We start from the raw sequence: 21,035 nt of genomic DNA, 5'->3' as shown, positions 1-21,035 counted from the left end.
GGCCCTTCCGCGTATCCGGTGGACGTCAGAGCGCGCCGCGGCGCTGCAGCACGTTGTAGGAGATCCAGCCCGGCAGCACCGGCAGCCAGAAGGTGAGCGCCCGGTAGAGGAAGACCGCCGGGGTGGCGACCGCCGGCGACACGTCCGCGACCGTCAGGGCGCCGATCAGGGCGACCTCGACCGGGCCGATGCCTCCCGGGGTGGGGATCGCCGAGCCGGCCGCGTTGGCGGTCAGGAAGACCACCGCGACCGCCGAGAAGCTGACGTCGCCGCCGAAGGCCTGAACCGAGGCGTCCAGGCAGGCGGTGAAGGACAGGGTCAGCAGCAGGATGCCGCCGAAGCCGGTGACCAGCTTGCTGGGCGTCTGCATCAGGTCGAGCATCCGCGGCACCACGCCGAAGAACAGCGAACGCAGCCGGCCCAGCACGAACCGGCGCAGCGGCGCGACCGCCGCCACCACCAGGGCGAGCACGGCGGCGGTCAGCACGCCGATGATCACCGCGCGGGAGGCGGACAGGTCGCCGTTGGTCTGGCTGCCGGTGATCAGGCCGAAGCTGAACAGCAGCAGCAGGTGCCCGGCCAGGCCGGCCAGCTGGGAGGCGCCGACCGAGGCCACCGCCTGGCCGGAGCGGATCCCGGCCTTCTGCAGGTAGCGGGTGTTGAGCGCGATGCCGCCGATCGCGGCGGGCGCGACCAGCTTGACGAAGGAGCCGGCCAGCTGGGCCGCGACGGTGCGCCGGAACGGCAGCTTCTCCGGGACGAATCCGGTCAGGCTCATCGCGGCGGCGACGTAGCTGAACGCGGCCGCCAGCAGGGCCGCCGCCGCCCAGACCCAGTCCATCTGGGAGAGCTTGAGCTGGGCCGGCTTGATGGTGGTCAGCGCCAGGTAGGCGGCGAAGGTGAGCGCGATCACCATGATCAGGCTCTTCGGCTTCAGCCGCTCCAGCTTGGCCGGCTCCATCGGCGCCTCGGGGGCGATCTGGAGGATCTGGCCGCGGATGCGGCTCAGCAGGTCCTCGCCGGCCACCGCGATGTCCTCCTCGGCCTGCTGCTGGGTGCGCTCGCCGGCCGCGACCTGCTCCAGCGCCCTGGCCCGGGCGACGGTCTTGCGCTCCTTGGTGAGCCGCGCGAGGTCGACCCTGGTGGAGCGGCTCATCCCGACCGGCTGGAGCAGCGGCAGCGCCTGGGCGACCCGGTCGGCGCCGAGCACCGCGTTGGCGGTGGCGACGGCCCGCTCCGGGCCGATCCGCAGCGCGAAGGTGGTGACCAGCTGGGCGACGTCGATGCGCAGCGTCAGGTCGGTGGCGGCGATGTCGCCGCCGGAGAGGTTGACCAGGCAGGCCGTCTTCTCGTCCACCACCAGCAGCGACTCGCCGGTCAGCCGGCGGTGGGCGATCCGGCGCTCGTGCAGGGCCGCCACCGACTCCCAGAGCGAGGCCATCACCTGGTCGGTGACCTCCTCGTCGGAGAGCTCGTCCAGGATGCGGCCCTCGACCTTGCCGTAGACCAGGATCGCGGCGTCCGGACCCAGCTCGGAGGTGGCGACCAGCTGCGGCGCGCGGGCGCCCGACGCGGCCGCCGCGTAGGCGATCAGGGCCTCCTGCTCCAGCGCCTGGCGCAGCGACTGCGGGCTGCGGCGCACCGCCACCGAGCGCAGCCGCAGCCGCCGCCAGGCCCGGTAGAAGAAGCCGGAGGCCTGCTGCTCGCGGTCGATGATGTGGACGTCCAGCGGCGGGCCGCTCTGCTGGGTGACGTAGTAGCGGCGGGTGCCGCCGGGCGCGTCCGGGGCGCGGTGGGCGCTCTCCGGGGTGAAGCCGACCTTGCGCAGGCCGATCATCAGGTGCTGGCCGGTGGGCCGGATGTTCGGGGAGCCGATCGCGTACAGCGTGCCGTACGCGACGGACCAGCCGATCAGGACGGTGAGCAGCAGCGACAGCGGGGTGGTGTAGCCGCCGAGCAGTTCGGTGATCCCGCTGAAGACCACCACCACCCACAGGGCGACCCGCCACCGGGGGCGGCTCGACATGCCGACCGCGGTCATGTAGGCGATCACCGGGGCGAGGTAGCCGTGCACCGGGTCGGTGAGGGTGCCGTTGCTGTCCATCGGCAGCCTGGTCAGCGCGTCCCGGATGTGGTCGGAGGCGCCTTCGGCCACCCACCAGTCGATGCCCAGCGAGACGCCGTAGGCGAGCACCGAGGCGAGCACGCCGTCGGCGACCCGCAGGCCGTCGCGTTTGATCAGCCGCTCGACCGCGAAGGCCAGCGGCACGGCGAGCACCGCGACGCTGGAGAGCAGGCCGGTGATCGTGGAGAGCACCGCGGAGAAGTGCGGCGCGTTGGTGGCGATGTCCTGTTCGATGCCGGTGGTGGTCGAGGTGGCGATGCCCGCCAGCACGAAGACGGCGACTATGCCGAAGACGCCGGCCAGGAAGCGGATCAGGTCGGACGGGCGGTGCGCCCGGGCGGCGAGCAGTGGCTCGTCGACGTCCAGGTGCGGGGTGCCGTCCAGCGGGTCGTGGTAGTCGGGCAGCGGGCGCCGGGCCGGCGGTTCGGCAGCCGCCGGTCCGGGGACGGCCGGTTCCCCGGGGGCCTCGGCGGGTTCGGCGGCTTCGGCGGGTTCTTCGGAGGCCTCGGCGGGCGCGGGGGTCTTGATCGTCCGGTCCTTGATCAGGGAGACTTCCGGCGTAGGCCCGGTCGCGGGCCCACCACCGGGAGCCGAGGGCACGGCGGCGGCGGACTCGTCGGAGTCCTCGTCCACACCCACGTCAGCCGTCCCGGTCATCTGGTCTTGTCCTCGTATCACCACTCACCGCCCCGAAGATGGTGGCATGCCTCGGCGCCCCGTGCTGGACAGGGGCCGGATCGGGCGCGGCGGATCGTTCGTACGGGGCCGCGGGTGCGCCCCCGTGAGGAAGAATGCCGCAGGTGACGGACGTAACAGACGACGGCCTCCCGGACACCCTGCCGCCCTTCGCCGAACTGGTGCTCGACCTGACCGAGCGGATTCCACCCGGCAGGGTGATGACCTACGGGGACGTTGCCGAGTACCTCGGCCAGGGCGGCCCCCGGCAGGTCGGCCGGGTGATGGCCCTGTACGGCGGCTCGGTCCCCTGGTGGCGGGTCATCCGCGCCGACGGCCGCTTCCTGCCCGGGCACGAGCACCGCGCCCTCGCCCACTACGGCGAGGAAGGCACCCCGCTGCGCGAACTCGCCGACCCGCCCCGGGTCGACCTGCGCCGGGCCCGCTGGGACGGACGGGAGCCGGGCACCGCGCGATGAGGCCGCCGCGGAACGCGCGACGAGGCCGCCGCGGACCGGGTCGCTGCGGACCGGGGATGCCGCGAAACCGCCGCGCCGACGGGAATGACGGGGCAGGATCGTAGGCTCGATACGGGCGGGCCCCGGCGGGCCCGCCCGGCCACGCCTCCAGCACAACCCCAGGATCCGCCTCCGTGAGTTCCCCGTACCGGCTCGTGCGCAGCCCGCTCGTCCAGCCCGCCCCACCCGTGCTGGACGAGTACCAGCGCGCCGTGGTCGAGCACGGCGGCGGGCCGCTGCTGGTGCTCGCCGGCCCCGGGACGGGCAAGACCACCACCCTGGTCGAGGCCGTCGCCCGGCGGATCGAGGACGGCACCGACCCCGAGCGCATCCTCGTCCTCACCTTCAGCCGCAAGGCCGCGACGGAACTGCGCGACCGGATGTCCGCCCGGCTCGGCTCCTCCTCGGCCGCCCCCCAGGCCACCACCTTCCACTCCTTCAGCTACGCCCTGCTGCGCGCCCACCAGGACCCGCAGGACTACGCCGAACCGCTGCGGCTGCTCTCCGGCCCCGAGCAGGACGTCATGGTCCGCGAACTGCTGGCCGGCGGAGCCGAGGACGCGAAACTCGGCAGCTCCCGGATCCACTGGCCGCTCGACCTGCGGGCCTGCCTGACCACCCGCGGCTTCGCCGACGAGGTCCGTGCCGTCCTCGCCCGCAGCCGCGAGCTGGGCCTCGGCGAAGCCGAACTGGAGCGCTTCGCCCAGGGCGTCCAGCGCCCCGACTGGGCCGCCGCCGCGCACTTCCTCGCCGACTACCTCGACGTGCTCGACCTGCGCGGCGTCCTCGACTACGCCGAACTCGTCCACCGGGCCGTCCTGCTCGCCGAACGCCCCGAGGTCGCCGAGCAACTGCGGCGGCGCTACGAGGTGGTGTTCGTCGACGAGTACCAGGACACCGACCCCTCCCAGGTCCGGCTGCTGCGCCAGCTGGCCGGCGGCGGTCGCGAACTCGTCGCGGTCGGCGACCCCGACCAGTCGATCTACGCCTTCCGCGGCGCCGACATCAACGGCATCCTCGACTTCCCGCAGACCTTCCGCCGGGCCGACGGCGAACCCGCCGACGTCAAGGTGTTGCGTGTCTCCCGCCGTTCCGGCGCCGTCCTGCTCGCCGCCTCCCGGGAGCTCGCCCGGCGGATGCCGATGGGCCGGCTGCCCGCCGACAAGCTCGCCCAGCACCGCGCGCTGCTGCCCTCCCGCGAGGGCGGCCGGGCCGAGGTCTACACCTACCCCACCCCCGGCGCCGAACTCGACTCGATCGCCGACCTGCTGCGCCGCGCCCACCTGGAGGACGGCGTGCCCTGGGGCGAGATGGCCGTCCTGGTCCGGGCCGGCGCCCGCTCCATCCCCGGCGTACGGCGGGCGCTCAGCGCGGCCGGCGTCCCGCTGGAGATCGACGGCGACGACCTGCCGCTGCGCGAGGAGCCGGCCGTCGCCCACCTGCTGCTCGCCCTGCGGGTCTGCGCCGAGCAGGCCGCCCGCGACCGGCACGGCGACCCCGACACACCCGACCCGCTCACCACCGACCTGGCCCACGCCCTGCTCACCGGCCCGCTCGGCGGCCTCGACGGCTCCGACCTGCGCCGCCTCGGCCGCGCCCTGCGCGAGGAGGAACGCGCCGCCCTGCGCGCCGACGGGGACCCGGCCGCCCCGCGCCCGGCCGGCGACCTGCTGCGCGAGGCCCTCGCCGAACCCGAGCGGCTGATCGCCCTCGACCCCGCCCACGCCCGCCGGGCCCGCGACCTCGGCACCCTGCTGCGCAAGGTCCGCGAACGCCTCGCCGGCGGCTGCACCGCCGAGGAGGCGCTCTGGGAGCTGTGGGACGGCAGCCGCCGCTGGCGCGAACGTCTGGAACGGGCCGCCCTGCGCGGCGGCGCCGCCGGCCGCAACGCCGACCGCGACCTCGACGCGCTGTGCGCCCTGTTCGAGACCGCCGCCCGCGCCGAGGAACAGGTCACCGGCCACCGCGGCGCCCTCGACCTGCTCGCCGAGCTCGACGCCCAGGACATCGCCGCCGACACCCTCACCGTCCGGGCCGTGCGCCCCGAGGCCGTCCGGCTGATGACCGCCCACCGCTCCAAGGGCCTGGAGTGGCGCCTGGTCGTCGTCGCCGGCGTCCAGGACGGCCTCTGGCCCGACCTGCGCCGCCGCGGCTCCCTGCTGGAGGCCGACCGGATCGGCCGCGACGGCCTCGCCGAACCGCTCTCCCCGGGCGCCCTGCTCGGCGAGGAGCGCCGGCTCTTCTACGTCGCCGCGACCCGCGCCCGGGAGCGGCTGATCGTCACCGCCGTCAAGGCCCCCGCCGACGACGGCGACGAGCCCTCCCGCTTCCTGCGCGAGCTCTACCGCGAGGACGTCGACCCGCGCACCGGAAGGGTCGTGCGCCGCACCCCGCCGGTCGTCGTCGAGGACGTCACCCACCGTCCGCGCCGCCCGCTGTCCGTCGCCGCACTGGTCGCCGAACTGCGGGCCGTCACCGTCGACCCGGCCCGCTCGCCCGAACTGCGCCGGGCCGCCGCCGAACGGCTCGCCCTGCTCGCCGCCGCCACCGACGACGAGGGCCTGCCACTGGTGCCCGCCGCCCGCCCCGACCGCTGGTGGGGCCTGGCCGACGCCACCGCCGCCCCCGACCCGCTGCGCAGCGCCGACCTGCCGGTGCGGCTGTCCGGCAGCGGCCTGGAGCAACTGGAGAACTGCTCGCTGCAGTGGTTCCTGGACAAGGAGGTCAAGGCCCGCGCAGCCGGCTCCGCCGCCCAGGGCTTCGGCAACGTCGTGCACGCGCTCGCCGACGAGGTCGGCTCCGGGCGCACCCCCGCCGACCTCGCCGTCCTGATGGAACGCCTGGACACCGTCTGGGACGCGCTGGCCTTCGACGCGCCCTGGAAGTCCCAGCAGGAGAAGACCCAGGCCCGCGCCGCCCTGGAGCGCTTCCTCAACTGGCACGTGCTGGAACGCGGCCGCGACCTCGTCGCCACCGAGCACGGCTTCGACGTCACCCTCGACGCCGGCGGCGTCTCGGTGCGCATCCGCGGCTCGATGGACCGGGTCGAGAAGGACGCGGCCGGGCGCGCCTACGTCGTCGACTTCAAGACCGGCAAGCAGATCCCCACCGACAGGTCGCTGCCCGAGCACAAGCAGCTCGCCGTCTACCAGCTCGCCGTCCGCGCAGGGGCCCTCAACGAGCTGCCCGGCTTCGCCGACCGCCCCCCGGCCACCGGCGGCGCCGAACTCGTCCACCTGCGCGAGCCCGCCGCCAAGGCCGCCCAGGACGCCCCCAAGGTGCAGCGGCAGGACCCGCCGGAGGGCGAGCCGTGGATCGAGAACCTGCTCGCCGACGCGGCCGGCCGGGTCCTCGCCGAGCGCTTCGTCCCGCAGACCGGCGGCGGCTGCGACCGCTGCACCTTCCGCCGCAGCTGCTCCGCCCAGCGGGACGGGGCGCAACTCGTCGAGTGAAGGTTGTCCGCCGCTCCGGTTAACGTTGCGGGGTGACCGCCGTGCTCAGCCATCCCGACCAGCTCAAGGAGCTGCTGGGCATCCCGTTCAACCGGGAGCAGATGGCGGCCATCGGCGCCCCCCTGGAACCGGCCGTGATCGTGGCCGGCGCCGGGTCCGGCAAGACCACGGTGATGGCCGCCCGGGTGGTCTGGCTGGTCGGCTCCGGCGCCGTCCGGCCCGAGGAGGTGCTCGGCCTCACCTTCACCAACAAGGCCGCCGGCGAACTCGCCGAACGCGTGCGCACCGCCCTGCTGCGGGCCGGTGTCACCGGGGAGGACGGCGCGGAGCCGCTCGGCGAACCGGAGATCTCCACCTACCACGCCTTCGCCGGCCGGCTGCTCAAGGAGCACGGCCTGCGGATCGGCATCGAACCCGACGTGCGGCTGCTCGCCGACGCCACCCGCTTCCAGCTCGCCGCCAAGGTGCTGCGCACCGCCCGCGGCCCGTTCCCCGCGCTCACCGGCACCTTCGCCAACCTGGTCGCCGACCTGATCGCCCTGGACGGCGAACTCGCCGAGCACCTGGTCGAGCCGGACACCCTGCGCGCCCACGACGAGGACCTGCTGGACACCCTCGCCACCGTCAAGCTCACCAACGACGACCTGCGGGCCGTCCCCGCCACCGCCCGGGCCCGGCTGGAGCTGCTGCGCCTGGTCGAGGACTACCGGCGCCGCAAGCACGCCGCCGGGCTGATGGACTTCGGCGACCAGATAGCCGCCGCCGCCCGGCTCGCCCAGCAGCGGCCCGAGGTCGGCGCGCTGCTCCGCGGCCAGTTCCGGGTCGTGCTGCTCGACGAGTACCAGGACACCTCGGTCGCCCAGCGGCTGATGCTGGCCGGCCTGTTCGGCGCCGGCCCAGGGGGACCGGGCGGTGCCCACCCCGTCAGCGGCCACCCCGTCACCGCCGTCGGCGACCCCTGCCAGGCGATCTACGGCTGGCGCGGCGCCTCCGTCGCCAACCTCGACGAGTTCCCCCGGCACTTCCCGAAGGCCGACGGCCGCCCCGCCGCCCGCTACGCGCTCAGCGAGAACCGCCGCAGCGGCGGGCGGCTGCTCGCCTTCGCCAACGAACTCGCCGCGCCGCTGCGGGCCATGCACGAGGGCGTCGAGGCGCTGCGCCCGGCCCCCGGCGCCGAGCAGGACGGCTACGCGCGGGCGGCGCTGCTGCCCACCCACGCCGAGGAGGTCGACTGGCTCGCCGACTCGATCGCCCACCTGGTGCGCACCGGCACCGCGCCCGGCCGGATCGCCGTGCTGTGCCGCGGCGGCGCGGCCTTCCCGGACATCCACGCGGCCCTGGTCGCCCGCGAGGTGCCGGTCGAGGTGGTGGGCCTGGGCGGGCTGCTGCAACTGCCCGAGGTGGCCGACCTGGTGGCGGTCTGCGAGGTGCTCCAGGACCCGACCGCCAACGCCGCGCTGGTGCGCCTGCTGATCGGCCCGCGCTGGCGGATCGGCCCGCGCGACCTCGCCCTGCTCGGTCGCCGGGCCGCCGACCTGGTGCGCACCGACCGACCCGAGGGCGTGGAGGCGCTGACGGCGGCCGTCGCCGAGGCCGACCCCACCGAGGTGGTCTCGCTCGCCGACGCGGTGGAGACCTTCCTCGACGCGGAGCAGCCCGACGAACTGCCCTTCTCCGCCGAGGCCAGGGTCCGCCTGGCCCGCCTCGGCCAGGAGCTGCGCGACCTGCGCCGCTCGCTCGCCGACCCGCTGATGGACGTGCTGCACCGGGTGCTGGCCGTCACCGGTCTGGAGGTCGAACTCGCCGCCTCCCCGCAGGCGCTGGCCGCCCGGCGGCGCGAGACCCTGCACGCCTTCCTGGACGTCGCCGCCTCCTTCGCCGACCTCGACGGCGACCCCGGCCTGGCCGCCTTCCTCGGCTTCCTGCGCGCCGCCCAGGAGTACGAGCGCGGCCTGGACAGCAGCCTGCCCGGCGGCGAGGACACCGTGAAGGTGCTCACCGCACACAAGTCCAAGGGCCTGGAGTGGGACGTCGTCGCCGTCCCCGGCCTGGTCAAGGGCTCGTTCCCGTCCACCACCTCGCGCGAGCGCTGGACCAGCAGCAAGCGGGTGCTCCCGCACGCCCTGCGCGGCGACGCGGACACCCTGCCCGACGTGCGCGGCGGGTGGGACGGCAAGGCCATGACCGCGTTCAAACGGCAGCTGGCCGAGCACTCCGGCACCGAGGAACTGCGCCTGGGCTACGTCGCGTTCACCCGCCCGCGCACGCTGCTGCTGGCCTCCGGGCACTGGTGGGGGCCCAACCAGAAGACCGTCCGCGGCCCGTCCGCCTTCCTGGAGCAGCTGCGCGAGCACTGCGAGCGGCCCGGCGCCGGGGAGGTCGAGCACTGGGCCGAGCAGCCGGAGAAGGGCGCCGAGAACCCGGCGCTGGCCGCCCCCGTCGAGCACCCCTGGCCGCTGCCGCTGGACCCGGCCGCCCAGCTGGCCCGCCGCCGGGTCGCCGAGGTGGTGCACGCCCGGCTGGCCGGCGCGCCCGCCCCCGAGCCCGAGCCGATGGCCGCCGAGGACCAGCGCCAGGCGGCCTCCTGGGACCGCGACCTCACCGCGCTGCTGGGCGAGTTGGAGCGCTCCCGGCGCACCGCCCGCGACGTGCCGCTGCCCGCCGCGCTGTCCGCCACCCAACTGCTGCGCCTGGCTGCCGACCCGGACGGCTTCGCGCGCGACCTGGCCAGGCCGATGCCGCGCCCGCCGCAGCCGGCCGCCCGGCGGGGCACCCGCTTCCACGCCTGGGTGCAGTCCCGGATCGAACCGCTGCTGCTGATCGAGCCGGGCGCGCTGCCCGGCGCGGACGACGACGGCATCGAGGACGAGCAGGACCTGGAGCAGCTCAAGGAGGCGTTCCTGCGCACCCCGTACGCCCAGCGCCGGCCGCACCGGGTGGAGGCGCCGTTCCAGCTGGTGCTCGGGGGGCGGGTGGTGCGCGGCCGGATCGACGCGGTCTACCGGGACGGTGACGTGACGTCAGTAGCCGGTGGCGCGTCACGCTACGAAGTGGTGGACTGGAAGACCCACCGCGAGGAGACTGCCGACCCGTTGCAGCTCGCGGTCTACCGGATCGCCTGGGCCGAGCAGGCGGGCGTTCCGCCGGAGCAGGTCACGGCTTCCTTCCTGTACGTCCGCAGCGGGCGGATCGTCCGTCCGGCAGGACTTCCCGACCGAAAAGAGTTGGAACGGCTCCTGATCGGGAACAGTGAAGAATGAGTCACGCAGAGCATTCAAGTCATCACGGCAGCGCCCGAAACCTGTGCGTCATGCACGTTTCGTGCCTATTGTGGGGTCGGTAACCGGTCAACCCCCGTGCTCCGGCCGCCAGCGAGGCCCGCATTCCCTAACCCTCAGTCATCACCGCAGGTGCCCCAGGGCATCGGCGTCTTCTGCTGGAGTAACGACGTTGAGCGCGACCGGATGGATCAGAGAGCGGTTCACCGGGCCGACCCCGGGACCCGCTCCGGGCACGACCGGCACCTGGCCGAGGACGGCGCTCGCGCTGCCCTTCATCGGCATGGCGCTGATCGTCGCCCTCGACTTCGTCAGCAACACCGAGGTGACGGTCGAACCGGCCCTCACCGCCGTCCCCGCGCTGGCCGCCGTGGTCAGCCACCGAACCTGGTACCCGCTCGCCATCGGCCTCTTCACCGAGGCGGTGGCCTTCCTGATGGCCTTCCGCAGCGACGCGCTCGACCAGTCCGTGCACGCCGCCAGCGTCTTCGCGATCCTGCTGGTCGCGCTGATCGGCTGGGTCAGCGCCACCCTGCGGCTGCGCCAGGAGCGGGCGCTGGCCGACGCCCAGCTCGTCGCCTCGATCGCCCGCCGGGTGCTGCTGAGGCCCGTCCCCGAGCGGGTCGGCACCGTCCAGGCGGCCGTCCACTACGAGGCCGCCGCCGCGCACGCCAGGATCGGCGGCGACCTGTACGAGGTGGTCAACACCCGGCACGGGGTGCGGGCCGTGGTCGGCGACGTCCGCGGCAAGGGCCTCGGCGCGGTCGAGACCGCCGCCGCCGTCCTCGGCGCCTTCCGCGAGGCCGCGCACCAGGAGCCCGCACTGGACCGGGTCGCCGGCTGGCTGGCCGTCAGCCTCGACCGGGCCCTGCACGAGAACGACCACCCGGGCGTGGAGGAGGAGTTCGTCACCCTGGTGCTGATCGGCGTCGGGGCGGACGGCACCGCGGAACTGGTCAACTGCGGCCACCCCTCGCCGCTGCTGCTGCGCGGCGGGGATGTCCGGCCGCTCGAACTCGCCGAGACCGTCCCGCCGCTGGGCGTCCTCGACCCGGCCGACGTCCGGCCGCCGGTGCACCGGGTGGCACTGCGGCCCGGCGACCGGGTCCTGCTGTTCACCGACGGGGTGATCGAGGCCCGCGACCGCTCCGGCGCCTTCTACCCGCTCGCCGAGCGCCTCCCGCGCTGCGCCGACGGCCGCCCGGCGGACGTCCTGCAGCGCCTGCACGAGGACGTGGTGCGCCACGTCGGCCGCCAACTCGGCGACGACGCGGCCATGCTGCTCCTCCAGTACGCGCCGGCCCCCGCCGCCGGCACCCAACTACCGCACCAGCACGGCGTCCTGACCCGGCACTAGTCCCGTGCTGGGCCCGCACTAGAGCGAGACCTCCACCAGCAGCGGCCGGTGGTCCGACACCGCCGCGCGCGGCGCCGCCGCCGGGCCGACCGCGGCGCGCGGCACGCCGACCGCCAGCACGTGGTCGAACTGCACCGCCGGGCGGTGCGAGGGGTACGTCGGGGTGCGGGCCAGGTCGTACCAGCCCTGCAGACGGGGGCGGGGCTCGCGCACCCGGCGCCGGCGCGGCTCGGCCAGGGCCGGCCGGGCCCGCCGGGCCGCCCGCAGCTCCCGGACCCGTGCCCGGGGCGCGGTGCGCTCCAGTGCGGTCGCCCCGCCGAGGACGGTGCGCGGCACCGCGCCGACCAGGTTGAAGTCGCCCAGCACCAGGTACGGCTGCGGCAGGTCCGCGATCCACCGCCGGATGCCGGCCAGCTGCGCCATGTTCCACCCGGGGACGAAGGACAGGTGCGCCGCCACCACGGTGAACGGGCCGTGGTCGCCCTCCAGCACGGCCGCCAGCGCCGCCCGCGGCTCGTCCGGCACCGGGGTGAGCCCGCGCCGGCCGGCCACCCGCAGTGGCAGTCCGAACGGGGCCGGGGCGAACCGGCGGGCCCGCCAGTGCCGCACCGGCAGCCGGGTCAGTAGCGCGGTGCCGTACGAGGGCGGGGCGCCGTCGCCGACGTCGCCGGGCCCGTACACCCGCAGGCCGCCGGGCACGGAGGGCTCCGGCACCCAGCCCGCGACCGGCGCCGGGCGCCCGTGCAGGGCGGCGGCGAACCGCCAGTCGGCGGCCCCCATGGCCTTGGCGGCCACCGCGGCCTGGTCGGTGCCGCCCGAGCGGGACTGGTGGCGGTCCACCTCCTGGAGGGCCAGTACGTCGGCGTCCAGCGCGGCCACCGCCTCCGCCAGCGGCCCGCCGGCGTCGGCGGGGTAGGGCCGCGGGGCGCCGTCCGGGGCGAGCGGCTGACCGTGCAGCAGGTTGAAGGTGGCGATGCGCAACTGGCTCACACCGCACGACGGTACCCGCTCGCCGGGGGAGGGGGCGCGGCTTGAGCCCGTGGGGCATACCGGGTATACATACTGAGTATGTCCATCCGACACGGCCTGCTCGCCCTGCTCGACCAGGGCCCGCGCTACGGCTACCAACTGCGCACCGAGTTCGAGGCGCGCACCGGCGCCACCTGGCCGCTCAACGTCGGGCAGGTCTACACGACGCTGTCCCGACTGGAGCGGGACGGCCTGGTCGAGCCCGCCGGAGAGGACGACGAGGGCCACCAGTTCTACGCCGTCACCGAAGAGGGACGCACCGAGCTGCGGGCCTGGTTCGACACCCCGGTGCCCCGGACCAACCCCCCGCGCGACGAACTGGCCATCAAGCTCGCCATGGCCGTCACCGTCCCCGGGGTGGACGTCTCCGCCGTCGTCCAGGGCCAGCGCCGCCACAGCATCAAGGCGCTCCAGGACTACACCCGGCTCAAGGGCCGCGCGCTGGCGGGGGAGTCACGGCCCGGCATCGCGCCCTCCGCGAGCAACGACCTGGCCTGGCTGCTCGTCCTCGACCAGCTGATCTTCCAGACCGAGGCCGAGATCCGCTGGCTCGACCACTGCGAGACCCGGCTCCACCAGCACGCGGAGACCGAACAGGCCCGCGCCGCCGAAGCCGCCCGCGACGGCGGCGCCACGGCCGCCCGGCCCGCCCGCCGTCGCTCGCGCACCTGACCCCGCCCGCCGTCGCTCGCGCACCCGAACCCGCGACGGCCGCCGCTCGCGCACCTGACCGCGACGGCCCGCCCGAACCACCGGCCCGGACCCGACGCCGAGCCCACCACCAGCACAAGGGGGGAACCATGTCCCACACCGACCCGGCCCGGCAGACGCCGGTACTGCACCTGGAGAACGTCACCCGAGTCCACGGCCAAGGCGCCGCGGAGGTCCAAGCCCTGCGCGGCATCGACCTCAAGGTCCACCCCGGCGAGTTCGTCGCCGTCATGGGCCCGTCCGGCTCCGGCAAGTCGACGCTCCTCACCCTCGCCGGCGGACTGGACACCCCGACCACCGGCCAGGTCCTCGTCGAGGGCGTCGCCCTCGGCGGGCTCAACCGCAAGCGGCTCGCCCAGGTCCGCCGCCGCTCCATCGGCTACGTCTTCCAGGACTACAACCTGATCCCCGCCCTCACCGCCGGCGAGAACATCTCGCTGCCGCGCGAACTCGACGGCCTCTCCGCCCGCGCCGCCCGCCGCGAGGCGCTCGCCGCCCTGGAGGAGCTCGGCATCCCCGAGCTCGCCGACCGCTTCCCCGACGACATGTCCGGCGGCCAGCAGCAGCGCGTCGCCATCGCCCGCGCCCTCATCGGCGACCGCCGCCTCGTCCTCGCCGACGAGCCCACCGGCGCCCTCGACTCCACCACCGGCGAGGCCGTCCTCGCCGTCCTGCGCGCCCGCTGCGACGCCGGCGCCGCCGCCATGATGGTCACCCACGAGGCCCGGCACGCCGCCTGGGCCGACCGCGTGGTCTTCCTGCGCGACGGCCGCATGGTCGACGAGAGCGTCAGCCAGGACGCCGCCAGCCTGCTCGTCAGCGCCGCCACCAACAGCATGAAGGTGGACGAGTGAAGCTCAGCGCCTGGCGGGTCGCCCTGCGCATCGCCCGCCGCGACGCCCTGCGCGCCAAGGGCCGCAGCGCCCTGGTGGTCGCCATGGTCGCACTGCCCGTCCTCGGCGTCACCGGCGCCGACGTGGTCTTCCGCAGCGCCGACCTCGAACCCGCCGAACACGTCTTGCGCGTCATGGGCCAGGCCGACGGCGAACTGCAGATGCTCGAACGCGGCGCCATCGTCCTCCAGGCGCCCGACCCCGACAAGGGAATGTCCACCAGGAGCGCCAAGGACGAGGCGAAGAACGGCGCCGCCCCCCAGTACACCCCCGCCCAGCAGCGCAGCCTCGACACCGAACCCGTCGAACTGGCGAAGCAGCTGCTCCCGCCCGGCACCGTCCTCGTGCCCGAGCGGCAGGGCCCCTACACCGCCGCCGGCAGCTCCCAGGGCCTGCTCAGCACCCGGACCACCGAGCTGGACCTCACCGACCCGGTCTGGAAGGGCCGGGTCGACCTGGTCAAGGGCCGCGCCCCCGCCACCGACGGCGAAGCCGCCGTCACCCGGGACTTCCTCACCCGCTCCGGCCTCAAGATCGGCGACCAGACCGCCGTCCGCGGCCTGGAGGACACCCCCTTCACCATCACCGGCGTCGTCGAGTACCCCGGTGAACTGACGGCCACCGAGATCATCGCCCGGCCCGGCACCCTGATCGGCAAGATCGCCAAGCTCCCCGGCGCCGACCGCAGCCGCAACGCCGGCACCGACGCGCCCACCCGCTGGCTCGTCAAGCTCCCCGCCGGCAGCCTGGACTGGCCCAAGGTCACCGAACTGGGCGGCTACGGCTTCACCCTCGCCTCCCGCGCCGTCCTGCTCGACCCGCCGGCCCGCGCCGACGTCCCCTACTACGTCGAGGCCGACAAGCACGGCGGCCCCACCCCGGGGTACCTCGACCGCACCTCCGTCGTCATCCTCGCCACCGTCGTCGGCATGGCCCTGCTGGAGATCGTCCTCCTCGCGGGCCCCGCCTTCGCCGTCGGGGCCAGGCGCTCCCGGCGGCAGCTCGGACTGCTCGCCGCCGGCGGCGGTGAGCGCGCCAACATCCGCGCCGTCGTCCTCGGCGGCGGCATCGTCCTCGGCATCACCGGCGCCGTCGTCGGCCTCGGACTCGGCATCGGCCTGGTCGCCCTGCTGCGCACCCGGGCCGAGGAGTACGCCGGCCAGCGCTTCGGCCACTTCAACCTCCAGCCGCTCGACCTGCTCGGCGTGCTCCTGGTCGGCCTGGTCACCGGCCTGCTCGCCGCCGTCGTGCCCGCCGTCCAGGCCTCCCGCCAGGACGTCGTCGCCGCGCTCACCGGCCGCGACTCGCTCAAGCCCCCGAGCCGCAAGCTCGCCCTGCTCGGCCTGCTGATGCTCGGCGGCGGCTCCGCGCTCGCCCTGCTCGGCGCCACCAGCGGCTTCGCCAACCGCAGCCTGTCCGTCCTCGGTGGCTCGGCCGTCGCCGAACTCGGCATGGTCGCCCTGACGCCCTACCTGGTCGGCCTGTTCGGCCGGCTCGGCCGCTGGCTCTCGCTCGGCCCCCGGCTCGCCCTGCGCGACTCGGTGCGCCACCGCGGCCGCACCGCGCCCGCCGTCGCCGCCGTGATGGCCGCCGTCGCCGGCACCGTCGCGGTCAGCGTCTACCTCGCCAGCTACGACGAGGGGAACCGCCGCGAGTACACCGCCGCCGCCCCCTCCGGCGCCGTCATGCTCGGCAGCGGATGGCTGCCCGCCTCCGAGGGCAAGCTGCTGCCGCAGATGCGCGACGCGGTGGAACGCAACATCCCCGCCCTCGGATCGCGCGCCGACATCCAGCGCGTCGACTACAAGGGCGACTGCGCCGACGGCGGCAGCGGCTGCGGCTACATCCAGGTCGAACTGCCCAAGGAACTGCGCTGCCCCGCCCTCGACGACACCGAGCGCAGCACCGACGAGACGGAACGCATCCTCGGCACCGACCCGCGCTGCCAGGGCATCGGCCACCGCGGCAACCACTTCAGCAACCTCTCCGCGGGCGACGCCACCCTGCTGCGCAACCTCTACGGCGTCACCGACCCGGCCGCCGGGCAGGCCCTCGCCGCCGGCAAGGCCGTGGTCTTCGACGCGAAGTACCTCAAGGACGGCAAGGTCGCGGTCGGGTTGAACGATCCGATGGAGGAGACCGACGGGCCGTCCCCCCGGAAGCGCGGCCACACCGAGATCTCCGTCGACGCCGTCCTCGCGTCCGCGGTGGTGCCGGCCAGCGGCCAGGCCGTGATCAGCCCCGACACCGCCACCCGGCTCGGCCTCACCACCTCCCCGGCCGGCTCGGTCTGGCTGCCCGACAGCTCGCCCTCCGACGGCGCCCAGCAGAAGGCCAACGGGGCGCTGGCCAAGCTCACCGACCAGGACGTCCTCTCGATCGAGCGCGGCTACCAGTCCAGGTCCGACCTGATCGGCCTCGGCCTGTCGATCTTCGCCGGCATCGTCGCCCTCGGCGCGGCCGGCATCGCCACCGGACTCGCCGCCGCCGACTCCCAGCGCGACCTGACCACCCTCGCGGCGGTCGGCGCCGAGCCCCGGATCCGGCGCACGCTCTCCGGCTTCCAGTGCGGGGTGATCGCCGCCATGGGCACCCTCCTCGGCACCGTCTGCGGGATCGTGCCGGCGGTGGCCCTGCGCAAGGTCCAGGGCGTGGCGACCTCCGTCCCCGGGATGAGCGCCGAGACGATCGCCAACAACTCGGTCGTGGTCCTCCCGTGGCTCACCATCGCGGTCACCGTGGTGGCGCTGCCGGTGCTCGCGGCGGGCCTGGCCGCGCTGCTCACCCGCTCGCGGATCTCCCTGCTGCGCCGCTCCGGCTGAGGTTCGCGCCCCCTCCCGTCACCCCCGTCCGCGCCCCCTCCACTCCGGGGGCGCGGGCGGGGGTGACGGAGGTTACAGCCCCGACGGCGCCCGGCAGCCGGACGGCCGGGGCGGGCACCCGCACGGGCGAACTAAAGTCGTCCGTATGACGAGAACTCCGGACAGCGTCGTCCGCTCCTTCATCGACCAGCACCAGGCCGGCTTCCTCGCCGACCTCTCCGAGTGGCTGGCCATTCCCTCGGTCTCCGCCGACCCGGCCCGCGCCGGCGACGTGCGGCGCTCCGCCGAGTGGCTGGCCGCCAAGCTGCGCGACTCCGGCTTCCCGGTGGCCGAGGTGTGGGAGACCGACGGCCTGCCGGCGGTGTTCGCCGAGTGGCCCTCCGGGGACTCGTCCGCGCCGACCGTCCTGGTCTACGGGCACCACGACGTGCAGCCCGCCGCCAAGGAGGACGGCTGGGACACGGAGCCGTTCACCCCGACTGTGGTCGGCGGACGGCTGTTCGCCCGCGGCGCGGCCGACGACAAGGGCCAGGTGTTCTTCCACACCCTGGGCGTGCGCGCCCACCTGGCCGCGACCGGCCGCACCGCGCCGGCCGTCAACCTCAAGCTGTTGATCGAGGGCGAGGAGGAGTCCGGCTCGCCGCACTTCGCCGACCTGGTCCGGCGCGAGGCCGGGCGGCTGGCCGCCGACGTGGTGGTCATCTCGGACACCGGCATGTGGTCCGAGACCACGCCGACCGTCTGCACCGGCATGCGGGGCCTGGCCGACGCCCAGATCGACCTGTACGGCCCGGACACCGACATCCACTCCGGCTCCTTCGGCGGCGCCGTCCCCAACCCGGCGCAGGTCGCCGCCGAGCTGGCGGCCGGCCTGCACGACGCCGACCGCCGGGTGGACATCCCGGGCTTCTACGACGGCGTGATCGAGCTGACCGACCGCGAGCGCCAGCTGTTCGCCGAACTGCCCTTCGACGAGGCGCAGTGGCTCAGGGTCGCCAAGTCGTACGGCACCCGGGGCGAGGCCGGCTACTCCACCCTGGAGCGGGTCTGGGCCCGCCCGACCGCCGAGGTCAACGGCCTCTGGGGCGGCTACACCGGCCCCGGCGGCAAGACCATCGTGCCGTCCTCGGCGCACCTCAAGCTGTCCTTCCGGCTGGTCGCCGGGCAGGAGGTGGAGAAGGTGCGCGAGGCCGTCCGGGAGTGGGTGGCCGCGCGGGTGCCCGAGGGCGTCCGCCACGAGCTGACCTTCCCGGGCGCGACCCGGCCCTGCCTGACCCCGCTGGACCACCCGGCGCTGCAGTCCACCGTCCGCGCCATGGGCCGGGCCTTCGGGCAGAAGATCCTCTTCACCCGCGAGGGCGGCTCCGGCCCGGCCGCCGACCTCCAGGACGTGCTCGGCGCGCCGGTGCTGTTCCTCGGCATCTCGGTGCCCTCGGACGGCTGGCACTCGGTCAACGAGAAGGTCGAACTGGACCTGCTGGCCAAGGGCGTGGAGACGGCCGCGTACCTGTGGGGGGACCTGGCCGAGAACTTCCGGCCCGGCGCGTGACCCCGCGCGGGCACACCATGGCAGTCAGATCACTCATCCGGATGATTCATCACGTGGGGATGGAACGAAGTGAGCACCGTGCCTGAGACCGAACGCCCACTGAACCTGGCACTGGCCCGGGCCGGGGTGGACCGGGCGGCCGAGCACCGGCTCGACGAGCCCTGGCTGGCCGCCGCCTGGAGCCACCCGGCCACCCGGGTGCTGCCGATCGCCGGCGGCGAGGCGTTCGTCGTCGACACCGCGCAGGGCACCGAACTCGTGCTGATGCCCTCCTTCGAGGCGCCGCAGACCGGGGACCGGTACTTCCTCGGCACCGACGAGGACGGCGTCTCGTACTTCGCGCTGGCCGGTGAGAGCCTGCCCGGGCGGCTGGACGGCGACGCCCGCCCGGCCGGACTGCGCGAGGTCGGCGCGCTGCTGTCGGACCGGGACGCCGGACTGCTGGTGCACGCCGTGGCGCTGGAGCACTGGCACCGGCTGCACAGCTTCTGCTCGCGCTGCGGGCACCCGACCGAGAAGGCCGGCGCCGGGCACGTGCGGCGCTGCACCTCCTGTGCGGCCGAGCACTACCCGCGCACCGACCCGGCGGTGATCATGGTGATCACCGACGAGCAGGACCGCTGCCTGCTCGGCCGCCAGGCGCTGTGGCCGGAGGGCCGCTGGTCCACCCTGGCCGGCTTCGTCGAGCCGGGGGAGTCGATCGAGCAGGCGGTGGTGCGCGAGGTGCACGAGGAGGCCGGCGTGCAGGTCGGCGAGGTGCGCTACGTCGCCAGCCAGCCCTGGCCCTTCCCGTCGAGCCTGATGCTCGGCTTCACGGGCCGGGCGCTGCCGGGCGGCACGGCGATCACCGTGGACGGCGAGGAACTGGCCGAGGCGCGCTGGTTCTCCCGCGAGGAGCTGCGGGCCGGGATGGAGGCGGGGGAGATCCTGCCGCCCTCCGGGATCTCGATCGCGCGCCACCTGGTCGAGCTCTGGTACGGCGGACCGCTGCCGTCGGCGGCGCGCTGGTAATCCCCGACGAATGGGGGGCGTGCGGGTTATCCCGCGCGCCCCCGTTTTTCTTTTCCCTTCCTTTCCGAATCCGCCACGATCGGATGTTCGTGGCCGGACGGGCCAGTTCTGCTACCACCGCCCGCCGTCCCGAAGCCGTCGTCAACCCGCGCGGACGACATTGCCGGAAACGGCTGAAACCCCGCCATCGCGCTCGCTACATTCACTCGGGTGACAATCCCCCGGGGCACCGCCCAATCCCCCAAATACCAGCGTCTCGCCGCCGACCTGCGCCGCCGGATCGCCGAGGGCGAGTTCACCGCCGACGCCGCACTCCCGGTCGAGAGCGAACTGGAACGCCAGTACGGAGTCGCCCGCAACACCGTCCGGCTCGCCGTCGACGTCCTGGTCAACGAAGGCCGCCTGGTCCGCCTCCAGGGCAAGGGCACCTACCTGCGGGAACATCCCGTCCTGGACCACCGCGCCTACGGCCCCACCCTGGCCCCCGCCCCCCGGGACTGCCTGGCCGTGCCCTCCGCCGTCTACCTCGGCGAGGCCGCCGAGGCCGGCCGCGAACTCACCACCGACTTCGAGATGATGATCGTCCGGGCCCGGGTCGACATCGCCGAACGGCTCGGACTGCGCCCCGGCGAGGCCATCGTGGTCCGCCGCCAACTGCGCCTGCTCGACCGCGAGCCGTACTCCATCGAGGAGAGCCACTACCGGGCCGGACTCGCCGCCGGCACCCCGCTGATGGAACCCGACCCGGTCGAGGGCGGCGACGAGGCCGTCCTCAACGAACTCGGCCGCACCGAGATCGGCGCCGTCGACCACCTGGTCGCCCGGATGCCCGGCCCCGAGGAGGCCCAGTGGTTCCAGGGCGGCCCCGGCGTGCCGCTGATGGTCCAGACCCGCGTCACCTACGACCGGCGCGGGCCCGTCCGGGTCATCGAGACCCGCTACTCGGCCGACCGCAGCCGGCTCGTCTACGGCATCGGCGACCTCGGCGCGCGCGCCACCCTGCCCGCGCCCGCCGCACCCGTCGACCCCGCCAGGGCCGACGCGCAGTGACGCGCGCCGGCCCGGACCCCGGGCCGGCCCGGCCGGGCTGTTCAAGCCCGCTCGGGCAGCACGGACCATGCGGGCCGCTCGGGTCGCGCGGACCGCTCAGGCCGTTCGGACCACTCAGACCCCGAGGGCCTTCTTCACCTGGAGCAGGCTCGGGTTGGTCATCACGACCCGCTCGCCGCCGGCGTTCGGCGTCACCAGCACCGTCGGCACGGTCTGGTTGCCGCCGTTGACCGACTCGACGAACGACGCCGACGCCGGGTCCTCCTCGATGTTGACCTCCGTGTAGCCGATCCCCTCCCGGTCCAGCTGGCTCTTGAGTCGGTTGCAGTACCCGCACCAGGTCGTGCTGTACATCGTCACGCTGCCGGACATCGAGGAGGCTCCTTCAGGAAGAGGGCGTACGGTCTCAGGGCAGGAACGCCCACCGCGCGACGGTCATTCCGCACGGCCACGCTCCGTCGCACCACGACGGCGCCCGAACGGCCCCGCGCGCCCCGGTGCGCAGCGATCATCCTGCGATCACACCGTGCCTGTGGACAACCCCGCCCCCGTTGTCCCAGCGGGC

Annotated in this window: 13 protein-coding genes; 10 read left to right on the top strand and 3 right to left on the bottom strand. The window is 74.8% G+C overall.

Annotated features, from left to right (window positions below):
- Positions 1–25: 25 nt before the first annotated feature.
- Positions 26–2,782 carry a flippase-like domain-containing protein gene (locus AC07AL_RS10805; RefSeq protein WP_478317333.1) on the bottom strand — a complete coding sequence of 919 codons (2,757 nt, stop codon included), beginning with the start codon at positions 2,780–2,782 and terminating at the stop codon, positions 26–28.
- Positions 2,783–2,916: 134 nt separating this feature from the next.
- Here AC07AL_RS10805 and AC07AL_RS10800 point away from each other — a divergent pair, with 134 nt between their 5' ends.
- The 4 genes from AC07AL_RS10800 (at position 2,917) to AC07AL_RS10785 (ending at position 11,405) form a co-directional block, all read left to right on the top strand.
- On the top strand, positions 2,917–3,279 hold the full coding sequence (locus AC07AL_RS10800) for an MGMT family protein (RefSeq protein WP_371517224.1): 363 nt from the start codon (positions 2,917–2,919) through the stop codon (positions 3,277–3,279).
- Between the two features lie 173 nt (positions 3,280–3,452).
- Entirely contained in the window at positions 3,453–6,770 is a 3,318-nt protein-coding gene (locus tag AC07AL_RS10795; protein WP_363586734.1) for an ATP-dependent helicase, read from the top strand.
- A gap of 32 nt (positions 6,771–6,802) precedes the next feature.
- The gene (locus AC07AL_RS10790; RefSeq protein ID WP_363586733.1) at positions 6,803–10,030 is read left to right on the top strand and encodes an ATP-dependent DNA helicase; all 3,228 of its coding nucleotides are present in this window, start codon (positions 6,803–6,805) and stop codon (positions 10,028–10,030) included.
- A 190-nt stretch (positions 10,031–10,220) separates the two neighbouring features.
- A complete protein-coding gene (locus AC07AL_RS10785; protein ID WP_363586732.1) occupies positions 10,221–11,405 on the top strand; it encodes a PP2C family protein-serine/threonine phosphatase in 1,185 nt (394 codons plus the stop codon).
- An 18-nt stretch (positions 11,406–11,423) separates the two neighbouring features.
- On the opposite strand, the gene AC07AL_RS10780 is transcribed toward AC07AL_RS10785, so the two are convergent.
- Positions 11,424–12,395, bottom strand: a complete 972-nt coding sequence (locus AC07AL_RS10780) for an endonuclease/exonuclease/phosphatase family protein (protein ID WP_363372609.1) — start codon at positions 12,393–12,395, stop codon at positions 11,424–11,426.
- 78 nt (positions 12,396–12,473) lie between these two features.
- Between AC07AL_RS10780 and AC07AL_RS10775 the strand changes: the two genes are divergently transcribed.
- The 6 genes from AC07AL_RS10775 (at position 12,474) to AC07AL_RS10750 (ending at position 20,470) form a co-directional block, all read left to right on the top strand.
- Complete coding sequence (locus AC07AL_RS10775) at positions 12,474–13,106, top strand: PadR family transcriptional regulator (protein WP_063347909.1); 633 nt, start codon at positions 12,474–12,476, stop codon at positions 13,104–13,106.
- A gap of 128 nt (positions 13,107–13,234) precedes the next feature.
- Complete coding sequence (locus tag AC07AL_RS10770; protein WP_363586731.1) at positions 13,235–13,999, top strand: ABC transporter ATP-binding protein; 765 nt, start codon at positions 13,235–13,237, stop codon at positions 13,997–13,999.
- Positions 13,996–16,860 (top strand): FtsX-like permease family protein, encoded by a 2,865-nt coding sequence (locus AC07AL_RS10765; RefSeq protein ID WP_478317332.1) that lies wholly within the window; start codon positions 13,996–13,998, stop codon positions 16,858–16,860. Before AC07AL_RS10770 ends, AC07AL_RS10765 begins: the two co-directional genes overlap by 4 nt.
- Before the next feature lie 145 nt (positions 16,861–17,005).
- The gene (locus tag AC07AL_RS10760) at positions 17,006–18,409 is read left to right on the top strand and encodes a dipeptidase (protein ID WP_363629517.1); all 1,404 of its coding nucleotides are present in this window, start codon (positions 17,006–17,008) and stop codon (positions 18,407–18,409) included.
- Between the two features lie 69 nt (positions 18,410–18,478).
- Entirely contained in the window at positions 18,479–19,420 is a 942-nt protein-coding gene (gene nudC / locus AC07AL_RS10755; RefSeq protein ID WP_363586728.1) for an NAD(+) diphosphatase, read from the top strand.
- 210 nt (positions 19,421–19,630) lie between these two features.
- Positions 19,631–20,470, top strand: coding sequence for a GntR family transcriptional regulator (locus AC07AL_RS10750; protein WP_363372614.1), 840 nt, complete (start codon positions 19,631–19,633; stop codon positions 20,468–20,470).
- Between the two features lie 114 nt (positions 20,471–20,584).
- On the opposite strand, the gene AC07AL_RS10745 is transcribed toward AC07AL_RS10750, so the two are convergent.
- Positions 20,585–20,842 (bottom strand): mycoredoxin, encoded by a 258-nt coding sequence (locus AC07AL_RS10745; protein ID WP_363586726.1) that lies wholly within the window; start codon positions 20,840–20,842, stop codon positions 20,585–20,587.
- Positions 20,843–21,035 lie beyond the last annotated feature (193 nt).

Source organism: Kitasatospora sp. NPDC043949 (genome assembly GCF_056435365.1).
Note: the sequence above shows the minus strand (reverse complement) of the source record. Positions and strands in the feature narration are given on the sequence as shown.